This window comes from Pseudomonas fluorescens group sp. PF-1, assembly GCF_054481335.1.
The window spans coordinates 560,770-582,228 of the sequence record NZ_JBTMNG010000002.1 but is presented as its reverse complement, the minus strand read 5'-3'; the positions used below and the strand labels follow the sequence as shown (position 1 = coordinate 582,228).

The window sequence follows — 21,459 nt, the reverse complement described above, 5'->3', positions numbered from 1 at the left end:
TTTCTGGGAGAAAGTTACTGTACCACTGCGCCCCACCAGCACTCATGAGAACCCATGAGCGCTCATGAGAAGGCAAACCCGCACCATCATACCGTTCGTCTGATAAACCGAAAGCCCCGTATTACGGTGGCCGCAGAGGAACTGAGCAGGCCCTCAACAGGGCTTAGCACGAATCATGCGCCACTCGCTTCAGAGAATTTTCAGACATAGTTTCGCTAATGTTAAACCGTGTCGCGACACGTTTTGCGAATTGCGAAAACGTGTCGCGGATTTGATTAGCGTGACGCGGGAGCGTGACGGATGGACTTCCACTCAAAGTGTAAATCCATCCACTTAAAGTGTTGTTAAACACCGTTAAGCACTGTTATTCACAGTTATTCTGTTTATTTACGCTTATTCGCTGTTATTTCAACTTATTCGTAGTTTTAGCGTGTTTTCAGCAGGGTTTGTGGAACGAAAAACGCTGCAAGCCGCGCATTCTGGGGATTCAGCGACGGACTGCCGGTGGTGCTCTATGTGCATCCACGCACGGCAGATTGGGACTTCTGGGACATTGAGTCGGTTTCTTTCTTTCTCAGATTCAGATCAGCGGCACGACACTCACGACATCGAATCGGAGTTTTTCTTTTTCCGGCGCGGCAGCGTGATCACCTTCCCAGCCTCCTTACCCTCCCCAAGCGCGTTACCCAGCGCCCGGTCGAATAGCTCGATAGCTCGACGTTTCTCTGGCAGCGCCGCTTCGGGATTATTTCGGTAATGCTTGGAGACAACGCCCGTCTGGCCGTGCGCTTGCAGCAGATCAGATAGACGATCATCAACACCATGTTTCTGCATTAATTGCGTGCATGTGCGGCGCAAGTCTCGCGGCGAAAAGGCCGGCACCTCCTGCCCTTCGAAAATAGCGTGCACGGAATCAAGCCAATCCGCGACGGCATGAGTTGGACTGGTGATAACAAATGGTTGCTTGCCGTGAGTAGTCCAGGGCCACAAATGATCGCCGTTGATCTTCTGTACCCGCCTCATAAGCTCAATGGCGCGCTCGGTCAGCGGGACCAGATGAGGACGGCTCATTGTTTGCCCACCTCTGCCCTTTCGATGGGCCAGCAGAACCGTACCGGCCTCAAGGTCGTAGTCTGCCCAGGTGGTTTCAATGATGTTCTTGATACGCTGGCCACCGGTTGCGATCACGAACTTGAACAGCAGCGCCATGACAGGACCAACGCCCTCAGTGCGTTGGATGGTTTCCCAGAACTGGCGGAGCTCGGCATCCGACAACGCGCGCTCGACCGGGGCGGATACCTTCTCGACTTTCACCATGGCTGCCGGGTTCACCTCCAGGCTATACACCTTCGAGTTAAAGCGACCAACCACACTCTCGACTGTTAGGCCGTGATTGAACGCCGCCACCAGGAAAGAGCGCATGCGATCAGCTTGAACCCTTGAGCCGCGCTCCCAGATCGGGTTAAGGATGGCGAGGATATGATCAGAACGGATGTCACGCGCTTTCATCTGCACGATCAGTGGGTGCGGTTCTTTCATGTTCGTCTTGAATAGCCGTTCTAGCTCCTTCACGACACCGGACGTAGCCTTTCCCTTGCGATCTTCGATGTAGTCAAGGAACAGATCCCCAAGGGTACCGCGTGATGCTTCAATCTCAGCCAGACGCTGGCGCTCGATACGCGCAACTTCTAGTGATTCGGCTGCGGCGATCTTCTCAGCTTCAGCCGTCGCTTTCTTTTCGACTTGGCACTCCAGGTACTTGACCAGTCCGCCAGTAGCAGCGGCGTCATTCGCCACTCGTAGCGCCTCTGCACGCATCTCATCGAGCGAGCGTTCATCAGTGCCGGCCTTCGGTTTTTTGGTAAGCGTCCCCAGCGATAAACGCTTGTCACTTTCCGGCGTCCGCTCCCGGTAGTAGGCCAGAATTGCCCCAGATGCTTTGCGCTCCAGCAGCAAAGTACCCTTGCCGCGAGAACCAACCGGCTCCGATTGCCGGGTCTTCACCGCATAGGCTTCCATCTCGGTCATTCGCACGCGCTTAGCCATTTCTTCCCCGTTTCTCCCGTTCGTTCCCCGTTTCTCATGCAAAGGTACGCTAACGATTGAAACATAGAAAGACAACAAATCGACCAAAGCTCAGCAAACACTGCCTTTAGCAAAAATAGGTGATACGCCATGACATGGGGTAAAACATCAAAGCAAGCCGCTTGTAATCAGTAGTTCCCGGGTTCGATTCCTGGTGCCGCACCATACAAAACAAAGCCCCTGCAGAAATGCAGGGGCTTTGTTGTTTCTGTCCCCCCCTCTCCTCCCAGCTTCCCCCCTCGCTTCTGCCCACAACCTCATTGGCTTTTCTGCATATCAGAGTGCCACCACGTAGCAAAACAGCAGTATCATTGCCACGGTGGTTCCCCTGCACTCCTTCTCGCGAGTACAGCGGCATACGGACATGGATGTGTCGGCCCTCAGGGCTTGCACTTATACGGATATTTTTCCCATGAGCTTCTGCCTCAACCCAGGCATCACGCATTTTCTTGCGGCTGCGCCCCATGCGCGCGGCTTTAGTGCTGTTCGTCTGCAATACCACGCAAGACCCCAGACAAGCGTAAAGCCACACCGACCCTGGATCAGGACGGTGAAGGCATTCCTTCACATCAAAAAATCCAACGGGCATGCCGCCCGGCCTTGACGTTCTGTTTTCGAACATTGCTGCGCAGGTACGAGAGATCGGGCCTTTGGAAAGCGTTTTTTCGAACAATCAAAAGACACCCAGGGGGTCTTGATCCCCTCGGGCCTGGAGCATTCGGTCATTGGCCGAAGGAAATCCGTCAGCTTGACGGACTATGGAATGGGGAGATGGCATTCGGATGTTTTTAAATCATGTTTTGAGACCGACAGCGCTCGCCATCGCGATTGCCGTTGGCCTTAGTGGTTGCGCCCACGTCGATCAGTACATGGGGCAGTCTTCCGGGACAAGCGCCTGCGTTGCCGGTGGCGCGGTGGGTGCGGTCCTGGGGGTTGCAGTCGTCGCGTTAACCAAAGGCGACGCCAATGCCTACAAGAAAGGTGCATTGATCGGCGCAGGCGCCGGGTGTGGCGTCGCGCTGCTGTACCGCGAGCGGGTGCAGAAGCTTCAGGCTGTCGCAAAAGAAGAAGGCCTGGTGATGCAGGTCAGCGAGCTGAATGCCAACGTCGCCCAGCCTGCGGCCACACCGAACGTGCAGTCCGTGGGTGTTGAAGCTCAACTGCAGTCATCCGAAATGTTCGCTGTTGGTTCTGCGGAGCTGACCACTGAAGGCAGGCGGAAACTGACGCGCCTGGCCGCAGCATTGGCCGACAAGCAACCAGCCCCCCAACAAACCCCTCAGACGCTCAAGAAGATTCTGGTCGTTGGCCACACCGATGCGACCGGTGCGGCTGAATTCAACCAGAAACTGTCCGAGCAACGCGCTCGTGCCGTGGGCCAGATCCTGGCGGATGCCGGTATCGCTCGCCAGGACATTTACTATCAGGGCGCCGGGGCGTCTCGACCTCTCGCCAGTAACGACACAGAGCAAGGTCGTACCGAGAACCGTCGCGTCGAATTCGTCGAGATCGACAACGAGAAATTGCTGGTTGAACGCGTCCGTAGCGAGCGCAGTAACGCCAAGTACCTGGCACATGGCACCGCGCCTGCGGCCAAGGCCAAACCGGCCGTGGCTAAATCGACCCCGGCCAAACCTGTCGTGACGGCGAGTCAACAGCCTGCGGTGCAAGTGCCACAACCGGTTGCCCAGGCGCCTGCCTCCACGACGGTTTCCCCTGCCAAATCAGCCATTGTTCCGCTGGGCGGTGACGGAGGTGTCGACTTCGGCGGTAATGCTGTCACCGACACTCGCTCGATCCTGGCCATGGGCATCACACCCAAAAGCTCGCCCTTCTCCTTGATTGGCACCGCCAATGCGACTGCACCCTTGAGTTCATGTGTTGCCGACCTTCCCCGTATCGAAGGCCAAGTCAAGAACCTGGCCGATGACAAGCCGCTGAACGAGTTCGCGACCAACGAATTCTTCCCCGGCCTGACTGGCAAGCCCTGGGCAACTGCGGTCAACGGTCACTCCGTCACCGTTGGCCCGATCGCGGTTTTGCGTGACGACGCCAAGGTCGCTCAAGCGCCGAAAATGCAGTTCATTACCGACTACGCAACCCCGCAAAAGCATCAGAGTCAGCCATACCTCTCCGTCGCTAATACCTATGAAGGGGAGAACAAGATTCTTTATCGGGTGTTTGCCGTCGACCAGTCCAAGTCCCCAGTGACTTGCATGGACATCGTTTTCGACAAGCGTGCTGGCAGCGCCATCGCTGGCGAAATCTATTACCCGAAACAGGGTGACGCTTACGTCGCTCAGTTCACACCGAAGCGCCGATAAGTCTAGAGGGACACGCAATGCTCGAAATTTTCCGTTCGTTTTTCACCGCGTACTGGTACGTGATCATTCCGGTGGTCTTTACCGTCCTGCTTTCAATCCCGGTGATTGTCTACTGGTCGTCATTCAAGTACTGGCTGATGAAAGTCCGTATTCGCCTGCCCGGACTTGGCCGCATCAGCCACTGGGTCAAACATCCCGGCGAAAAGGAAAAGCCAAGCGATACCAACACCAAGCCCATCGGTTTTCTTTCATCCGAGCTGGAGCTGTGCTCGTTCTACGATAAGTACTACCGGGAACATCAGCCCTCGGAAGCCAATTTCCGTCGCAGCCAGGACTACCTTGGCAAGATCCAGGAGGACGGCCGGCGGGAGAAAGGCCTTGGCCTGTGGACGCTGATCATCGTCCTGATGCTGATCGAGGCCACGGCCTTCGGTTTCGCGCTGGCGCCTTTTGCCCTGACACTGGCCACACCCAACACCGCACTGGCCGGCGCTTTCGCCATCGGCCTGGTGATCTCGATCATCGGTTTGTTCCTTTCCGAGTTTGCCGGCCGCGCGCTCTACAAGAACCGCGTCGTCGACAACATCATGTCTTATGAAAACCTGCGCCGCACAGGCGCGGGCGGCGACATGATCAGTACTCACATCATCACCATCGACAACACCAACGACGACGATAGCTGCGCGCCCTATCAACAAATGTTGAACCGCGTAAAAGTGGACAAAGATGGCGACATGCCAGCCAAGCGTTTCACCATGCTGATCGGTTATGGCGTATTCATCATTGGTCTGGCGGTGGCCGCGTTTTGGGTCCGTACCGAGACGCTCAACGCTCAAGAATCCGACTTGATCGCCAATCCGCCTGCAGTGATGCAGTCCGCAGATGACTTCCCGGCGGCAGACAACGTGCCGATTCCGGATGACATGAAAGCCCTGTCCGACAGTGCCACCCACAAATCGGCTCAAGATCAGATCGATTCGTTGCACCGTGCATCGCTGGTCACCTTTGCCGTACTGAGCGGTCTGTTTATCTTTATCCAGGCGAGCTCGACGTACCTGGCCTTCATCTTCGGTTTTGCCGGCACACACTCACGCAAGGCCTGGGAACGGACGCACAAATTCTCCAGCGCCGATGACTTCATGCGTTACCACGCCAACAAAGCCCGTGGGGTTGCCAACGATGCCCAAGCCTCGCTGGGCACGTTGCAAGGTTTGCAAATGAAGGTGTTCCGCGTCGGCGGCAAAGAACTGGAAGCGCTGCGTTCGGACCTGTTGAACCGCACGTTCGAGTCCTATATCGCCCAGGAAGACGAAAAGAACGCAGCCAAGGCGCGCAAGAATGTCACCGACAACCTCGGCAAAGAAAGCCGCAAGGTCATTGAAAACTACTTCAAGAAGGTCGTGGCAGATCTGTCCGCCGCGATTGAAGCCGGTGACAACGCAAGGATCAACGACCTGATCTCGGTGGCCGGCCCTCGTTTCGAGCAAATCGCCGACAATGATCCGACGCTGGCAGATTTCAAAAAGCAGTTTGCCGGACTGAGCATTTTTAACGCCAAACCCAACGCGGCACCAACGACCGCCGCCGTTGTTGCACCGGTCGAGCCCCCCGTGGCCGAAGTCGCCCAAGCCGTTGAAGCAGCCCCGACGCCGACACCGACTGCCGCACCTGCGCAGACAACCTTTGATCACAACGCCTTCGGCGACCTGACCGGCTACGAGGAAGACGACATCGACTACGTGGCCACCAAAAAAGGCGTGGACGCCGCCGTCATCCGCCGCGCCCGCAAACTCCAGCTACTCGACAAGTCGGAGGCTTAATGAAGTTCAAGAGCCTGATCCTGGCTCTGGCATTTGCCCCCGCTGCCCTCGTGGCAGCGGAGCGCAATGATGTCCCGAGCTGCTACGCCCAAGCGAAAATCGAGAACTTTCGCAGCGCACCTTCCGGCCGCCTGCTGACCGTCGTTGTCGATCAGACAACGCCATTGACGCCTGACTTGCAAAAAACCGCCTGGGGCCACATCAAGCGCTTCATCCAGCCCGGTGACAAGCTGCGGCTTTACTCGTTCAGCGCCTACCTGGAAGGTCACTACACCCGTCTGCAATTCGCCGGCGAGCTTGAAAAACCGATCGATCCGGCCGTACTCGGCGATGTACCGATGATGGCCAGCCGAAAGTTCGATGCCTGCCTGAAGGGTCAGTCTGCTGCGTTGTACCAACGTTTCGGAAAGGCTTTTTCCAACGCAATGGGCAAATCCAGCTCGGACATTCCGCGCAGCGAAATCCTGTTCAGCCTGAAGTCCATCGGCGATGACATCAAAAACGCCGAAGGCGTGAACGAGCGGGTCATCCTGCTGATGTCCGACATGCTCGAATACAGTGACTTCGGCAGCTTCTACACCAACAACGGCATCCGCGAGATAAACCCTGCCGTGGAATTGGCGAAGGTCGAAAAACAGCAATTGCTGGCAGATTTTTCCGGGGCCAGGGTCTACGTTCACGGCGCGGCATTCGTGCCTACGCAAATCAAGAACGGCTATCGCAGCGGCAAGATGATCCAGAATCTCGAAGGTTTCTGGCGCCGTTATTTCGAGAAATCGAACGCAGAACTCAAAGGCTTCGGCAACCCGGAATTGACGATCGCAGTCGAGTGACTATAGGGCCACCAGCGCAACTGCCTCAATGACAGGATAGGTTCCACGACAAAGCCCTCGCAGCAATACGAGGGCTTTGTTGTTTCTACCGCTTTAAAACCCGGGTCTTAGTGACCCGCGCTCTGACCACCGTCGACGTGCAGGATTTCGCCAGTGACAAACTTGGCGCCGTCCAGGTACACGACCGCGTTAGCAATGTCATCGATCTCGCCCATGTGCCCGACCGGGTGCAGAGCGCCCAGTGCGGCGTGGGTTTCTTCGCCGTGCATCGGGGTTTTGATGATGCCTGGCGATACCGCATTCACCCGGATACCGCGCTTGGCGTACTCGATGGCCAGGGATTTGGTTGCCGCGTTCAGGCCGCCTTTGGTCAGCGAGGCCAGTACCGATGGCACGCCGTCGATGGCGTGGTCCACCAGGCTGGTGGTGATGTTGACGACGTGGCCGCTGCCGTTTTTCTCCATCTCGGCGATGGCCAGCTGGGTGATGTAGAAGAAGCCGTTGAGGTTCACCGACAGCACGTTGGCGTAGTCTTCAGCGGTGTACGCGGTGAACGGCTTGGCGATGAAGATCCCGGCATTGTTGACCAGCGTATCGATACGGCCAAAACGTGCGATCGCTTCGCGGATAACACGCTGTGCGGTGGCGGGTTCGCCGATGTCGCCGGCCACGGTGAGGATGTCCGGATCGGTCGACGGCTTGATCGAACGCGAAGTGGCGACGATCCGGTAACCGATTTCACGGAAGGCCTTGACCATGCCGTCGCCGAGACCTTGGGATGCGCCAGTGATGACAACGACTTTTTTCGAATTGCTCATGATGAACCTCTACTGATAAATGATGATTTGAAAAAGTAAGTAATCAGGCTTCGGCGGAGGCCGATGCCATTTGTCTCAACATCTGCTCGTAGTACTCGACCGATTGCGAACCGGACACCAGATGACGGTCGTTCAACACCAGGGCCGGGACCGAATTGATGCCGCGCTGCTGGTAAAAAGCCTCAAGTTCACGCACCTCGGCGGCGTACGCGCCAGACGCCAACACCTCGCTCGCCTGTTCCTGGTCCAACCCGGCTTCTGCCGCCAACCGCGCCAGCGTCTGCTGATCACTCGGGTTCTGGCCTTCGCTGAAGTAAGCGCGAAGCAGGATCTTCTTCAGCACCACCTGACGCCCTTGCTCCAACGCCCAAAGCAGCAAGCGGTGAGCGTCGAAGGTGTTGTAGAAGTGGGTGCGCTTCTCCAGGTCGAACTTGAAGCCGATGGCATTGCCGCGTTCGATCTGCATCGCTTTGCCATTGGCGACGTCCTGGGCGGTACGACCGTATTTGCGCATCAGGTGCTCGACGGCTTTTTCGCCTTCGGCCGGCATGTTCGGGTTCAGTTCGAAAGGCTTGTAGGTCAGCTCGACCGAAACCTCACCCGCCACGTTCTCGATGGCCTGCTCCAGCGCCGTCGCCCCCAGAGCGCACCATGGGCACACCACGTCGGAGACGAAATCGATGGTCACCGACGGCGTCATGACTGCCCCTCTTGCGCCAGTTGCTGGCGGTACTGAGTGGTGGTGATCCCGGCGTAACCCCAGTTATCGGTGTCGACTTCTTCGATCACGATGTGGGTCAGGTCTGGACGCTTGTTGAGGACACGTTCCAGTGTTTCAGTGATTTGCGCGATCACCTGAGCTTTCTGCTCAGTGGTCACGCCATCGCGGGTGATGCGCACGCTTACGAAAGGCATTGAGGAATCTCCAGTGACCTTCCCGTCGGGATGATGGGAGAGGCGTTGGAGCTCAATGTATGGCGTTCGCTGGAGGGGATAAAGGTGGGGATGGGAACTTCATTAGTTACGCTGTGTAATTAGTAATTCGGTTCATAGACAGTGCTCTATGTGAAAAGGATTCCCGTCTGTTTTCCCCCGCTTCCAGGTTTCGCTCCGAAATCTCAAGGAAGGCCCCGCAGTAATGTGAGGCGTTCTTTTTCTGGAAGAGCCAAACGAAAAATCCCACTCAACAAAAGCACATTTCCCACACAAAAAACCGAGCTGCCCTGCATTAATCCCGTATTCACTCATCCACAGTCCCGCCCTTACTAAACCAGCACAAGGGATGTGTGATGTTCAGCCCTGCCGACCCAGCCTCTTTTATCCAGGACAAACAGGGATTCAATCAGGATCTGCAAGTCCTTGAGTCCACCGGCAAGGAAGCCACCCGCCGACCTTTGCGCCTTGATCTGAAACGCAGCACCCACTGCACGCAGGTCCAATCATGAAGCGCCTGGGAAGATTGTCCGCCGGCCCTTGCTGCGAGCCCGACAGACTGATCGTCCAGGTGATCGGCACGGACCATTCCAAAGACCAGCGCCTGGTGCTCTTCGACCGGTCCGGCGTTGAACCGCTGCCGGCCCTGACCGATGAGGTGGAGCGCGAAACGGAGCGTTTATTCAGCGTCCACTGCGAGCTGTTCGTGTGGAACTGGTACGCCCGGTACGAGCATCAGTTGTGGCTGGAAATTGCCACGACCCATGGGGCGCCCATTCGCCTGCCGTTGCTGGAGGACGTACGGATTACCCCGCGTCAACTGGACGCGCAGTGGAACCAGATCGTCCCCGTCGTGCCTTTCGTCGCGCTGCCCGGTACGCGCAGCCGTCACGACCTCGGCACGCCGGTCCTGTGCCGCAGCGGCTTTGTCTATGTGTTTTACCGCGGGCGCCTGTGGCGTGAACTGGAAGTGCGGCAGGACGGCGAGCGCACGACTTACCACGACATTGACGTGTCGATGTTTCGCGAAGGCCAGGATCTGTGCGACGACTACCGCCTGGCCAAGGGTGTCGCACTCAGCGACATCTGGCTGCCCGCCACCTGGAACCGGCAACCTGCCGAAACGGTGCAACTGTGCTTCAGCGAGATCCAGCTCAGTGCTGCCCGCGTCAAGCGCCTGGAGGAGGACCCGGAGTTACGCGCCCGGCGTTGCCAGAGCCCCGCGTTGCCGTGCGACAGTCAGACGTTCGAACGGCTTTTCGACCCGCAGCCCGATGGGCAGGCGATGCTCGAGGCCTTCGGGCGCTTCAATGCGTGGGATGCCCAGGCGTCCGACAGCGCGACGAAAGCCAGCGTCACCTGGCACAACCTGGCCGAACGCGCTTTTCCGCTCAGCCTGATCGCCCCGCAACGGGCACGCCAGAGCGGGTTCGAATATGGGCTGGAGCATCCGGGGCGTTACGTATGCGACCTGTCGGGGCAATTTGCCGCACAACGCAAATTCGAAGCCAGGCGCTGCCTGGCTCAGTGGGAGCAGGGCGCCACGCCTGATGTGCCTGCCACGTTCGAAAGCAGCGCCTGGGCCGACTGCCTCGCCACGCTGTTGCAGCGCTTGCAAGGAAAGACCCCGCCAGACGATGAAGCGGATCTGTGGCAACCCCAGCCCAGCGTCGTCGACGTGCTGGAGACCGCCCGCCAACGGCGCGTGTGCGGCGTGCTGCTGGAGGACCCGCGCTACCGTTTGCGGCACCTGCTGTCGCAGATCCGGCAGCAACAGCAATTGCTGGCGCTGTATGCCGAGCGCGCCAGCCTTTATCCCCACCACGCCAGCGCGGTGATGGTCCAGCAACTGATCGTGCCGGCGACCCTCGGCGGCCAGAAGAACCCGCTGCACGCCTGTTTCGACAAAGTGAAGGAGGCCGGGCGCCGCGACATCAACCGTTTCACCGCCAGCGCCGAGCGCGCCCTGATCTGGCAACAACTGAACATGGCGCAGGCGCTGCTTGCCGAGTGCCTGCAGCAACCGGTCACGCAGCAAACCCTGGCCGATCATTTGAGCCAGGACGGCTTTGACTATCTCGCCGCGCTGTTTGCCGTGAGCCAGACGTTCGCGGCCCTGGCCACGGTGCCCGCGCAACTCGATCCGCTGGCCAGCAACGGCGACGTCACCAACGCGCTGACCGGTGTGAGCCTCTACAGTCCACGGGCCAGCGTCGGCCAGACCCTGCTCAACGACATCGCCCACGACCCGGCGCACCCGCTGCACCCGATGCTCTGGCCGGCCGTCGATGAAGCGAAGCTGGCCGCGCCCTATGTGCCACCCGCCCAGACAACCCTCAACGAGGGCGATGGTCATTTACGCGCCGATGACCTCGCCGCATTCGAAAGTCACCCGGGGCCCTATTACCCGCAGGTCGACCACCTCGACGGCCACTTGCTCAAAGACCTGCTGGCCAGCGGCAGCCTGAACAGCACCCTCACCGGGCAATCGAAAGCGGCCGCCGGTAGCCTGATCGGCATCTACGAAAACCTCGCGGGCGCCCTGGAAACCGCCAGCAGCGCGGTGAACAAACGGCCCGGGCCACACACCGGCCAGGCCATGCCCGCCAGCACCTATCTGCACGGCCTCGGCGTGGGGCTGTTGCGCAGCCTGATGCCCAAGACCTTTGGCGACGCGCACTTCATCCAGCGGCGTGACGCCGACCCGCAGCATTACTACGTTTTTGGCCTGACCGATGTGCCGTCCGGCGATCAGCGGCCACACCGGGTGATGGGTCAGTACCTGGATGCCCAGGGCCGACCGCTGAAGGTGCGCGACGACGTACTCGACACCCCGTACGCCCTTCGCGAAACCCATCACACACTGCTGGCGATCCCGCTCAAGCATCCGACGGCGAACAATCTCAGCGTGCTGAATCAGCGGATCAACGCGGTTTACAAAGCCGATGTGGAGGCGCGGGCGACGGGTGATGCGTACGTGAAAAGTCCGTTGCAGCGGGGCGTGGATGAGCATGTCGAGTCGGCTAACAGCCGGGTTCATCGCGTGCTGGGCTCGTTGCCGTTTGCGGCGGGGGTTTTGATGTTGGAGGTTTGGAATGTGAGAGTGGAGTGGAAGGCGGCGGAGCAGGTGACGCGGGAAAAAGGGTCGTTACGTATCAGTTTGGGCTTTTCTGGCGCAGTTTTTGACTTGGCTATTGCGCTGGAAATGCTAGCGGTCAAGCTTTCCGGCACCCAGTCTGTTTTAGCGGCTGGCCGAAAGATTTTATTCAAAATTTCAGATGAGACTGCAAAAGCTTTGGGTTCTCTAGGCGAACGCTTAGTTAAGGAATTCACTGGACGGCTTATCGCACAGATTGCCACCGGCCTGGTGTTCACGGGAGTTAGTCTGATGGACGCCTGGCAGGCTAGGAAATGGGGCGATGATGCCAGTTGGGCATATTTGATGATGGCCATGGGTGGCGCTATCAGCACTCTTAGTAATCTGGTCATTAGTACCGTCACCTTTCTCGGTCTGGGCCCAGGTGGCTGGGCAGCGCTGATATTGATCGTGATCGGTGCCGGTTTGGCCTGGTGGCTGAGCAACAAGCCCATCGAAGAATGGCTGGTCAATGGCCCGTTCGGCACGCAAGTTCATTCAGATAATGCGCACCTGCTGGATCCGCAGCGTGGTTTTTATTACCTGATCAGTTTGTTTGCCGACATTCGCATCAACATAGCCCCCAACCCTCAATTCGTCCCCAATGCCAAACTCGACTTTCGCGCCAGGACACCTTTTCAAGTGATCTCGTCCAATACCTGCATTCGCATTGAAAGTAACTTGCCGGGCTTAATTGCAAACCTCGGCACCCTGAACATCAATGCCCACTGTCGACTTAATACCTTCGAACTCAAAGGTGGTCGCCTCAAAAGTGAAACGGTGCCGTTCACAAAACTGATCGATAGCCGCCTCGTTCCACCCAATGCCCAACGGCTGCTACCGCAGGGGCTGGAACTGTTTTTCAAAACCCCAGCGAGCTACGCGTTCGACGCGGTAACAGGTTCCTCCGGTATCGCCCATCAATGGCAAGTCCGGGCTCAGTGTGTACTGGAACAACACAACCAACGCTGGCATTTTCCTGCGCCACCACCGAAGGACGGGACGCCATTTGATGCCACTCATATAAAACCCAACTTCGGCAGCGAGGGTGAACTGTTCTGGGCTGATGAAGTGACAAATAAAATCACGAGCGCTAAAAAATGAACCAAGAATCGTATTATGCCACGACTGCTTATGGGGCGACCGAGGTGCCCCCGCAAGAACAATCCACTGAGCGACCATGGATCATGCGCTATGCCAAGGTTAGATTACCTTGGGGTAATACGGATGAAATAGTTCCTTCAGGCGATCTCGAAAAAAATTCGCCAAAAAAGCTTCGCTTGCATGAAAAATTCAAAAAGGAACGTGAAGAGAAAATAGCTGCAGGAATCCATATTCCGAGCCCATTCGAATATATCGATTTCCATATTAGGGACGATCATGAACGCCTTAGACACGCACTTCTTCCTGCAAGCTCCCACTTCTGGCTCTATATGGAAGGATTCGGAAAGTATATATTTTTCCTGTTTTTTATTGTCAGCATTCCGAGCCACTTCGTAATGACCTCGGCTACTACTGAACCATTTTGGGATCTAACAAAACGCTCAATATTCGAGTATTACTCCTGGTTTCTCGGCCTCCCGCTTCTCTGCTGGGCCATCGGTTCATTCGTCATCAAGCACTTCCCCAACCTCTGGATAAAACCCTCCCGAGGCCCCATCTGGGAACTCAATCGCCGTACCGGCCTGGTCACGGTATTCGACTACAAAAACAACGGTGAATACAAAAAGAACGGCACCATTGGTGAACTCACTGCGCCGTTCTACGAGTTTGATGCCTACATCGCCACGTCCCCGGACAGTCAAGGCATGCCGTTAAACGTGCTTTACCTCGCCCATCGCTACCGCAACATCATGATCAACTTTGGCGCGCTGCTGTGCCCCGGTCCCGACTTCCAACCGCCTTGCGCCCTGTGGGATTTCATCCAGAACTACATGGACGTCAGCCGCCCGTTGCCGGACCTGCCGCAATACGAGGAATACCGCCACCTGGACCCCACCACCGCCGAGTACGACCGCCTCACCGGCCGCAACCCGCGTTACTGGATCGACATGGATGATGCAACGTTCAAGCAAATCGTGAATGACATGCACCAACGCGTCGAGGATATCGATACGTTCGAGCGGCCGAACTTGATGGCCGGATACGTGACCTATGTCGATTGAGCGACAAAAAATGTGCGTGTGCTGGGGGAGGCCCCCAACCCTCAACTCATCCCCAACGCCAAACATGACTTCCGCGCCAGGACGCCTTTTACGCTGCCATTTTCCCGCGCCACCACCGAAGAACGTTACGCCGTTTGATGCCGCCTATATAAAACCCGATTTCGGCAGCGAGGGTGCACTGTTCTGGGCAGACGACGTAACAAACAGATTGCGGAATACTGATTCATGAGCAATACATCGTATTACGCCAAGACTGCTTATGGAGCGACGGAGGTTCCCCAACAAGAACGTTCTGCTGAGCGTCCATGGATCATGCGGTTTGCCAAGGTCAGACTGCCTTGGGGTAATGCCGATGAAGTAACACCCGTCAGTTTTGTGGAGGATTACTCGCCACGAGACCTTCGAAATCAAGAGCAACTGAAGAGAGAGCGTGAAGAGCAAATAGCCAAGGGCGTCTATGCTCCGAGCCCATTTGAGGATGTTGATTTTCACATGAGGGATAACCACGAAAGGTTTAGGTATGCACTCTTTCCTGCGAGCTCACATTTTTGGATATACATGCTAGGAGTAGGGCGTGTTTTGTTTTTAATATTTTTTACGCTTTCATTTTTTATATTGGCAGCCGAGCTTATAGATACACAAAAAAAATTGATCAATATCATTGCTGATTACAGCGTAACTCTTATTGTTTTACTCGGGCTTCCTTTAATGTGTTGGATGGCTGGGGCTGTGGTAATTAAATTTTTCCACAAGCTCTGGATAAAACCCTCCCGAGGCCCCATCTGGGAAATCAACCGCCGTACCGGCCTGGTCACGGTCTTCGACTACAAAAACAACGGTGAATACAAAAAGAACGGCACCATCGGTGAACTCACCGCGCCGTTCTACGAGTTTGACGCCTACATCGCCACATCCCCGGACAGTCAGGGCATGCCGTTAAACGTGCTTTACCTCGCCCATCGCTACCGCAACATCATGATCAACTTCGGCGCGCTGCTGTGCCCCGGTCCCGACTTCCAACCGCCCTGCGCCCTGTGGGATTTCATCCAGAACTACATGAACGTCAGCCGCCCGTTGCCGGACCTGCCGCAATACGAGGAATACCGCCACCTCGACCCCACCACCGCCGAATACGACCGCCTCACCGGCCGCAATCCGCGTTACTGGATCGACATGGATGATGCGACGTTCAAGCAGATCGTCAGCGAAATGCATCAGCGCGTCGAGGATATCGATACGTTCGAGCGGCCGAACTTGATGGCGGGATACGTGACCTATGTCGACTGAGCGACAAAAAATGTGCGGTGTACTGGAGGGAGCGCACCTCACTCCGGCAACAACTGAACATGGCGCCCCCGCTGCACCTGCACTTTTTTGTGTCTGCGATATCGCGTAATGGTGGCTGTACGAGCCTCCACAAAAAAGCCCCGAACCAGTCGTAATGCTGTTCACTTAAGCATTTGAGTCCAAACCGGGCTTCATCGAAAATCCGATGCCAGACCTCTGGCATCGGATTTTTTATGTCTGTTCAACAGGACCTGCTCGACCTCGGCGACCTTTTCAACTTCTGCGACCTGAGCACTTTTACTCAAAACATTCCCCTTGAATGGGTAGCGTCTGCACTGGATTTGTCGAGTCAGGCGACCATTCGCCGGCGTCGTCTGCCCGCTGATCAAGTGCTTTGGTTGGTCTTGGGGATGGCGCTATTTCGAGATGAGCCCGTTCACGAAGTGGCCAGACGCCTGAATATCTGCGCCCAAGGTCTGGCTTCTGACCACTTGTTGGCCCGCAGCGGTGTGACCGAGGCGCGAAAGCGGCTCGGTGCCGATCCTGTTGAGTGGCTGTTTCGCAAGACCGGTACTCAATGGGGGGCAGAGCGCTACGACGATGATGCCTGGCACGACCTGCAGGTATTCGCGGTGGACGGTGCACTTTTACGCACCCCGGATACGCCCGAGCTTCGGGACCACTTCGGGTCGGGAAATACTCCGAGTGAGCGCCAGACACCATTTCCCATGCTGCGCCTGGTGGCGCTGATGAATGTGCGTTCGCATGTGATCCTGGATGCGCAATTGAGCCCTTACCGACGCAGTGAAATGCGCTTGGCCGACGAGTTTTTGCAGCAGATTCCCGACCACTCGGTGACGCTGTTCGACAAAGGGTTCTGGGGCGCCGAGCTGCTGTCGAGTCTGAGCAGCGCGGGTAGCAACCGTCACTGGTTGATCCCGGCAAAAAAAGGACTGGTCTGCGAAGAAGTGAGCCGCTACAGCCAGCATGATCGTTTGGTGCGCATGAAAGTCTCGCCGCAGGCCAGAAAGCGAAATCCGGCCCTTCCATCGCACTGGGAGGTACGTGAAGTCAGCTATGAAATTCAAGGCAAGGTGAAGACCGTCATGACGTCCTTGCCGGTTGACACCTACAACGCCAAAGCCGTGGCCAAGCTTTATCAGGAACGCTGGGAGATCGAGCTGGGCTTCAGAGACATCAAGAGTTCGATGCAACAGAACGCCATGACCTTGCGCAGCAAAAAAGTCGAGCTGATTTATCAGGAGGTGTGGGGACTTTTGCTGGCTTACAACGTAATTCGTCGGGAAGCCAGTCAGGCAGCGGTGGCGTTTGGCCGAGCGCCCTCGGACATCCGTTTCAAACCGGCTTGTCAGTACATCGCGGTGCAATTGATTGTGATGGCAGCGGCCAACCCGATTTCAGCCACAGGGAGACGCTTGGCAGAGTTAAGGGCAGGTATTGGAGGATTGTTTCTGGATCACCGTCCAAGGCCTTCGAGGCCAAGGACGGTGAAGATCTCAAAAACCCGATTTCCAGTAGACCGTAAGGCTGCTCCACTTAAGTGAACAGCATTACGAACCAGTCGGGGCTTCTCTTTGCGCTCAGCCTTGCATCAGGCTTCGATACCGCAATCGATCATCAGAAAATGTTGATCGGGTAATCCACGAACACGCGCACTTCGTTACCGCTGACGTTGTACTCGCTCGACTTCTGCGAAACGCGCAGGACAGAGCTGCGCAGTTTCACGCTCAGGTCTTTGGCCGGGCCGCTTTGGACGACGTACTTGAACTGGTTGAAGATTTCGCGCTCGGTGCCGTCTGTGCTGGTGGAGGTGGTGATGTTGTCACCACGCACGTAGGCGAAGTTGTAGCTCAGGCCAGGAACACCGAAGGCGCCGAAGTCCAGGCCGTAGCCCAGTTGCCAGCTGCGTTCGTCTTCGGCGTTGAAGTCGGACCAGTAGGAGTTGGACAGGTAGATGGTGTTGCCACCGTCACCGACGCGACCCTGATCCTTCTGGTAGCCGCCGTAGGCGTAGCCCAGGTTGCTGTCGCCGGTGCTGCGCTGGTAGCCAAGGATGAACGAGTGTGGGCCGGTGGCGTATGTCGCCGCCAGGCTCCAGATCTTGTTGTCGTCGCCGGTGAGGTTGTTGTCGCGTACGTAAGAATCGTCCAGCTTGGTGCGGTAGCCGTTGAAGTCCAGGGTCAGGGACTGATCCTTGTCGATCGGGAACAGGTAGTTGGCGTTCACGTATTGTTTCTTCAGTACGTCTTCGACGTCGGAAGCGTACAGCGCTGCCTTGAATTGCTCGGTGAACTGGTAGCTGCCGCCCAACACGTTGATCGACTTCAAGCCACCGCTGTCACGGCCTTCAGCGCTTTTGCGCGATTCGGCGGTGAAGCGACCGGCGTTCAGTTCCAGGCCTTTGATCTCCTTGGAGGTGATCAGGGTGCCGGTGTAGCTTTCCGGCAGCAGACGCACGTTGTCGTAGCTCAATACCGGCAGGGCCGGCATCTGGTCGCCGTAGGTCAGCGTGGTGCTGGAGAGACGGAATTTGACGGCGGCGCCGCCCTTGGACAGGTCGTTAGCCGGTTGGCCGCTGTCACCTTTTTTGAAAAAGTCGATGCCTTGGGCGCCGCTGCGGCTTTCACTGCGCTCCAGGTTGAGTGCGTACAGGCCGAACGCATCCACGCCCACGCCCACGGTGCCCTGGGTGAAGCCGGACGAGAACGTACCGATGGCCGCTTGGCCCCACTCGGATTTATCCGGGTTGCCGTCTTTGTAGTCACGGTTCATGTAGGCGTTGCGCAGCAGTACTTTGAGGCTGCTGTCCTCAACAAAACCCTTGGATTCGGCCTGGTCGTTAGCCATGGCCTGTGAAGTGCTCAAAATCCCCAGAGCGATCAGGCTGATTCGCTTGTTCAACATATTATTTTCCTTATTACGGGTAGGTACGCGCTGTGTCGAACGGCTGAAATGGCACTTTCGCGCTCTTTTTTCATTTCGCAAACAAAAAAGCCCGCCCACGATGAATCGCGGCGGGCCTTTTTATTATTTTGGATTATGGCAGTCAGCCACAGGCGTTGGGCCGAATCGTAGCTGCGGCCTCAAGGGTGTGTCAATTTGATGAATCGTCTGGAATTAGGCAAAAATCGTCTAAGAAATGACTTTACTTGGCAGAAAACATCAAATGGTACAGCCATCGATTCCACGGAAGGCACTTTTGCCGACAGTGCCTGACGCAAGCGAGGTGAATGCCCTGCGGCTCGCTTTCCAAGCGATGGGCCGAGGTCGATGAGGGTGCTTCGGACATAAAAAAACGCTGCCATACCGGCAGCGTTCTTCGTTGATCAATCCGTTGTTTTTCTACTTATCCTTCCATCACATCCCACAACGCATCCAGCTCAGCCTCGCTGAACAAGCCAGCGGGGTAACGCTCGATTATCATCCGGCGCGGATCACTGTCTGCGATCTGACGCGTCCCATTGGACTTGAACCAGTGCGCCAGGATCTGGAGCGATTCGCTGGTTACTGCCAGGGGATGCAACGCCCGCTCGCTCACCACATTCACTTCGGCGTTCATTTCTGCGCTCTCTCCTGGTTTGTGAGCGGCCTGACTTTATCCAAGGTTTATGACAGAACAACTAAGTTCTCCCCCTCCCTGCATTGCACCATCACAGATACAAGAGCTATGCCAATGTGTGCAGACAGCCGACAAGCGGATACAAAAAAGCCCGCAGTCCTGAAGGGCTGCGGGCTTGCCGTGAAGCTGGGCGCGAAAACGTTTGCCAGAACGAATTTGCAATCAACTCAAGCTGTTACAACTGCACTCACTCTTTGTGCGGCGCTGGCTGTTGTTGGGTAAGGCAGTGGATGTTACCGCCACCCAGTAACAGTTCGCGGCCTGGCACCATCACCACTTCGTGTTGCGGGAACAGGCTCTGCAAGATCTCTTTTGCCGGAGCATCCAGCGGGTCGTCGAAGCTCGGAGCGATGATGCCGCCGTTGACGATCAGGAAGTTCACATAGGAACCGGCCAGACGAACAGTCGGGTTACGCTCCTGGGTGCCGTCCACCGGATCGACACCCGCGCATTCTTCCTCGGTCGCATACAGCGGTCCCGGAATCGGCATTTTGTGCACTGTAAAGGGGCGTCCCTTGGCGTCGGTGCTACTTTGCAGCACGTTCATCGCAGCCTGGCAACGCGGGTAGTTCGGATCCTGCGGATCATCGGTCCAGGCCAACAGTACTTCGCCCGGACGCACGTAACAGCAGAAGTTATCCACATGACCGTCGGTTTCGTCGTTGAACAGACCGTCCGGCAGCCAGATGATTTTATCCACAGCCAGATGTGCGCTGAGCACCGCTTCGATCTCTGCACGGTTCAGGTGCGGATTTCGATTGCGGTTGAGCAGGCATTCCTCGGTGGTGATCAGCGTACCTTCGCCATCGACGTGGATCGAACCGCCTTCAAGCACAAAGCCTTCAGTGCGATAGCGCGGGCTGCGCTCGATCTCGAGGATTTTGCCACCCACCTGCGAGTCGCGGTTCCACGGCGAATACAGGCCACCGTCAAAGCCGCCCCACGCATTGAAATCCCAGTTCACGCCACGGACTTCGCCGCTGTTATTGATGACGAAAGTCGGCCCGGTATCCCGGACCCAGGCGTCGTCGCTGGACATCTCCACTACGCGGATATTCGGCGCGTCCAGACGGGCACGGGCGTTTTCATACTGGCCGGCGGAAACGGCCACGGTGACCGGTTCAAAACGGGCGATGGCCTTGGCCACCGCCACGTGCGCGGCTTGCGCCGGTTTGCCGCCCAGGCGCCAGTTGTCCGGGCGCTCGGGCCAGATCATCCAGGTCTGGGTTTGTGGTGCCCACTCGGCCGGCATGTAGAAGCCGTCTGCGCGAGGGGTGCTGTTCATAGTCGTCATGGCAGTCAGGACTCCAGGGATCCGTCGAGGGTTTTGATAGCACCATACAGGTTAGGGCGGCGGTCGCGGAAGGAGCCCCACGCGCTGCGTGTGTGTTCGAGTTTTTCGAGGTCGAAGGTGTGAACCAGAATGCCTTCTTCGGTTTCATTGAGTTCCTGCACCTTCTCGCCGAACTGGTTGGCGATGAACGACGAACCATAAAAGGTAATGTCGTAACCGTCCTGTTCTTCGTTGCCGATGCGGTTACTGGCGATCAGCGGCATCAGGTTTGCGCCGGCGTGCCCCTGTTGTACGCGTTGCCAGTGATCGCGGGACGAAATGGTCTTGTCGTGGGGCTCGCTGCCGATGGCGGTCGGGTAGAACAGAATTTCCGCGCCTTGCAACGCCATGCTGCGCGCAGCCTCGGGGAACCACTGGTCCCAGCAGATGCCCACGCCGATTTTCGCGTAACGGGTATTCCAGACCTTGAAGCCGGTATCGCCCGGGTTGAAGTAGTACTTCTCGTGGTAACCAGGACCGTCCGGGATGTGGCTTTTACGATAAATCCCGAGGTTGCTGCCGTCAGCGTCGATGATCGCGATGCTGTTGAAACGAGCGCGGCCGGCCAATTCGTAGAAGCTGATTGGCAGCACCACTTGCAGTTCCCTGGCGACTTTCTGGAAATGCTTGATGGCGACGTTGTCTTCGACCGTCGTGGCCAGCTGCAGGTAATCCGGGTTCGGCTTCTGGCAGAAGTACGGCGCCTCGAACAGCTCCTGGATCAGGATGATCTGCGCGCCTTTGGCGGCGGCTTCACGGACCAGCCGTTCAGCGACTTCGATATTGCCTTCAAGGTCCCAGGAACAGGCCATCTGAGTGGCGGCGACGGTAACGTTACGGCTCATGAATCATCTCCGGGCAAGTGCGTGACGGTCGGGCATGGTTTATCCACGCCCTGGCATTGGCGACTTTATAGCCGATAAAAATCGGCTTTAAAAGCGACAAATATGCCTTACGTCTAAAAATACACATTTAAACCCGATAACAATCGAACTTATGCCACCATTCCTGTGGAAACGAGCTTGCTCGCGATAGCGGTCTTTCAATCAAAACATCCGTGACTGACACGACCTCATCGCGAGCAG

At 57.0% G+C, this 21,459-nt stretch carries 16 protein-coding genes; 8 read left to right on the top strand and 8 right to left on the bottom strand.

Going from position 1 to position 21,459, the window contains the following annotated elements:
• Positions 1 to 600: 600 nt before the first annotated feature.
• Complete coding sequence (locus ACX3YD_RS17350; RefSeq protein WP_458960594.1) at positions 601 to 2,028, bottom strand: tyrosine-type recombinase/integrase; 1,428 nt, start codon at positions 2,026 to 2,028, stop codon at positions 601 to 603.
• Positions 2,029 to 2,867: 839 nt separating this feature from the next.
• Between ACX3YD_RS17350 and ACX3YD_RS17345 the strand changes: the two genes are divergently transcribed.
• Genes ACX3YD_RS17345 through ACX3YD_RS17335 form a run of 3 tightly spaced genes read left to right on the top strand, consistent with a single transcriptional unit; the run spans position 2,868 to position 7,062 of the window.
• Positions 2,868 to 4,409: an OmpA family protein gene (locus ACX3YD_RS17345; protein WP_458960593.1), complete on the top strand. Its 1,542-nt coding sequence runs from the start codon at positions 2,868 to 2,870 to the stop codon at positions 4,407 to 4,409.
• Between the two features lie 17 nt (positions 4,410 to 4,426).
• Positions 4,427 to 6,229 carry a hypothetical protein gene (locus ACX3YD_RS17340; protein ID WP_458960592.1) on the top strand — a complete coding sequence of 601 codons (1,803 nt, stop codon included), beginning with the start codon at positions 4,427 to 4,429 and terminating at the stop codon, positions 6,227 to 6,229.
• Positions 6,229 to 7,062 carry a hypothetical protein gene (locus tag ACX3YD_RS17335; protein WP_047536280.1) on the top strand — a complete coding sequence of 278 codons (834 nt, stop codon included), beginning with the start codon at positions 6,229 to 6,231 and terminating at the stop codon, positions 7,060 to 7,062. Before ACX3YD_RS17340 ends, ACX3YD_RS17335 begins: the two co-directional genes overlap by 1 nt.
• Before the next feature lie 107 nt (positions 7,063 to 7,169).
• Here the strand turns inward: ACX3YD_RS17335 and ACX3YD_RS17330 are convergent, their stop codons facing one another.
• Genes ACX3YD_RS17330 through ACX3YD_RS17320 form a run of 3 tightly spaced genes read right to left on the bottom strand, consistent with a single transcriptional unit; the run spans position 7,170 to position 8,795 of the window.
• Entirely contained in the window at positions 7,170 to 7,880 is a 711-nt protein-coding gene (locus tag ACX3YD_RS17330; protein ID WP_458960591.1) for an SDR family NAD(P)-dependent oxidoreductase, read from the bottom strand.
• 43 nt (positions 7,881 to 7,923) lie between these two features.
• Positions 7,924 to 8,580, bottom strand: a complete 657-nt coding sequence (locus ACX3YD_RS17325) for a DsbA family oxidoreductase (protein ID WP_103405884.1) — start codon at positions 8,578 to 8,580, stop codon at positions 7,924 to 7,926.
• Positions 8,577 to 8,795: a tautomerase family protein gene (locus tag ACX3YD_RS17320; RefSeq protein WP_103405883.1), complete on the bottom strand. Its 219-nt coding sequence runs from the start codon at positions 8,793 to 8,795 to the stop codon at positions 8,577 to 8,579. Before ACX3YD_RS17320 ends, ACX3YD_RS17325 begins: the two co-directional genes overlap by 4 nt.
• 374 nt (positions 8,796 to 9,169) lie before the next feature.
• Between ACX3YD_RS17320 and ACX3YD_RS17315 the strand changes: the two genes are divergently transcribed.
• The 5 genes from ACX3YD_RS17315 (at position 9,170) to ACX3YD_RS17295 (ending at position 16,966) form a co-directional block, all read left to right on the top strand.
• Positions 9,170 to 9,325, top strand: coding sequence for a hypothetical protein (locus ACX3YD_RS17315; RefSeq protein ID WP_158249410.1), 156 nt, complete (start codon positions 9,170 to 9,172; stop codon positions 9,323 to 9,325).
• Positions 9,322 to 13,053: a toxin VasX gene (locus tag ACX3YD_RS17310; RefSeq protein WP_458960590.1), complete on the top strand. Its 3,732-nt coding sequence runs from the start codon at positions 9,322 to 9,324 to the stop codon at positions 13,051 to 13,053. The genes ACX3YD_RS17315 and ACX3YD_RS17310 overlap by 4 nt, the downstream gene beginning before the upstream one ends.
• Positions 13,050 to 14,114 carry a hypothetical protein gene (locus ACX3YD_RS17305; RefSeq protein WP_458960589.1) on the top strand — a complete coding sequence of 355 codons (1,065 nt, stop codon included), beginning with the start codon at positions 13,050 to 13,052 and terminating at the stop codon, positions 14,112 to 14,114. Before ACX3YD_RS17310 ends, ACX3YD_RS17305 begins: the two co-directional genes overlap by 4 nt.
• 225 nt (positions 14,115 to 14,339) lie before the next feature.
• Positions 14,340 to 15,401, top strand: a complete 1,062-nt coding sequence (locus tag ACX3YD_RS17300) for a hypothetical protein (protein ID WP_458960588.1) — start codon at positions 14,340 to 14,342, stop codon at positions 15,399 to 15,401.
• Between the two features lie 233 nt (positions 15,402 to 15,634).
• Positions 15,635 to 16,966: an IS4 family transposase gene (locus ACX3YD_RS17295; protein ID WP_090462439.1), complete on the top strand. Its 1,332-nt coding sequence runs from the start codon at positions 15,635 to 15,637 to the stop codon at positions 16,964 to 16,966.
• 73 nt (positions 16,967 to 17,039) lie between these two features.
• Here the strand turns inward: ACX3YD_RS17295 and ACX3YD_RS17290 are convergent, their stop codons facing one another.
• The 4 genes from ACX3YD_RS17290 to aguB form a co-directional block, all read right to left on the bottom strand.
• The gene (locus tag ACX3YD_RS17290) at positions 17,040 to 18,326 is read right to left on the bottom strand and encodes an OprD family porin (protein WP_103406022.1); all 1,287 of its coding nucleotides are present in this window, start codon (positions 18,324 to 18,326) and stop codon (positions 17,040 to 17,042) included.
• 442 nt (positions 18,327 to 18,768) lie between these two features.
• On the bottom strand, positions 18,769 to 18,981 hold the full coding sequence (locus ACX3YD_RS17285; RefSeq protein WP_047536271.1) for a hypothetical protein: 213 nt from the start codon (positions 18,979 to 18,981) through the stop codon (positions 18,769 to 18,771).
• 247 nt (positions 18,982 to 19,228) lie between these two features.
• Positions 19,229 to 20,335, bottom strand: a complete 1,107-nt coding sequence (gene aguA, locus ACX3YD_RS17280) for an agmatine deiminase (protein ID WP_458960587.1) — start codon at positions 20,333 to 20,335, stop codon at positions 19,229 to 19,231.
• A gap of 5 nt (positions 20,336 to 20,340) precedes the next feature.
• Positions 20,341 to 21,219 carry an N-carbamoylputrescine amidase gene (aguB, locus tag ACX3YD_RS17275; RefSeq protein WP_090465808.1) on the bottom strand — a complete coding sequence of 293 codons (879 nt, stop codon included), beginning with the start codon at positions 21,217 to 21,219 and terminating at the stop codon, positions 20,341 to 20,343.
• Positions 21,220 to 21,459: the final 240 nt, after the last annotated feature.

Excerpts from the sequence above, each read along its gene's own strand:
- ACX3YD_RS17350 (WP_458960594.1), bottom strand. The coding sequence starts at position 2,028 with ATGACCGAGATGGAAGCCTATGCGGTGAAGACCCGGCAATCGGAGCCG.
- ACX3YD_RS17345 (WP_458960593.1), top strand. The coding sequence starts at position 2,868 with ATGTTTTTAAATCATGTTTTGAGACCGACAGCGCTCGCCATCGCGATT.
- ACX3YD_RS17340 (WP_458960592.1), top strand. The coding sequence starts at position 4,427 with ATGCTCGAAATTTTCCGTTCGTTTTTCACCGCGTACTGGTACGTGATC.
- ACX3YD_RS17335 (WP_047536280.1), top strand. The coding sequence starts at position 6,229 with ATGAAGTTCAAGAGCCTGATCCTGGCTCTGGCATTTGCCCCCGCTGCC.
- ACX3YD_RS17330 (WP_458960591.1), bottom strand. The coding sequence starts at position 7,880 with ATGAGCAATTCGAAAAAAGTCGTTGTCATCACTGGCGCATCCCAAGGT.
- ACX3YD_RS17325 (WP_103405884.1), bottom strand. The coding sequence starts at position 8,580 with ATGACGCCGTCGGTGACCATCGATTTCGTCTCCGACGTGGTGTGCCCA.
- ACX3YD_RS17320 (WP_103405883.1), bottom strand. The coding sequence starts at position 8,795 with ATGCCTTTCGTAAGCGTGCGCATCACCCGCGATGGCGTGACCACTGAG.
- ACX3YD_RS17315 (WP_158249410.1), top strand. The coding sequence starts at position 9,170 with ATGTTCAGCCCTGCCGACCCAGCCTCTTTTATCCAGGACAAACAGGGA.
- ACX3YD_RS17310 (WP_458960590.1), top strand. The coding sequence starts at position 9,322 with ATGAAGCGCCTGGGAAGATTGTCCGCCGGCCCTTGCTGCGAGCCCGAC.
- ACX3YD_RS17305 (WP_458960589.1), top strand. The coding sequence starts at position 13,050 with ATGAACCAAGAATCGTATTATGCCACGACTGCTTATGGGGCGACCGAG.
- ACX3YD_RS17300 (WP_458960588.1), top strand. The coding sequence starts at position 14,340 with ATGAGCAATACATCGTATTACGCCAAGACTGCTTATGGAGCGACGGAG.
- ACX3YD_RS17295 (WP_090462439.1), top strand. The coding sequence starts at position 15,635 with ATGTCTGTTCAACAGGACCTGCTCGACCTCGGCGACCTTTTCAACTTC.
- ACX3YD_RS17290 (WP_103406022.1), bottom strand. The coding sequence starts at position 18,326 with ATGTTGAACAAGCGAATCAGCCTGATCGCTCTGGGGATTTTGAGCACT.
- ACX3YD_RS17285 (WP_047536271.1), bottom strand. The coding sequence starts at position 18,981 with ATGAACGCCGAAGTGAATGTGGTGAGCGAGCGGGCGTTGCATCCCCTG.
- aguA (WP_458960587.1), bottom strand. The coding sequence starts at position 20,335 with ATGACGACTATGAACAGCACCCCTCGCGCAGACGGCTTCTACATGCCG.
- aguB (WP_090465808.1), bottom strand. The coding sequence starts at position 21,219 with ATGAGCCGTAACGTTACCGTCGCCGCCACTCAGATGGCCTGTTCCTGG.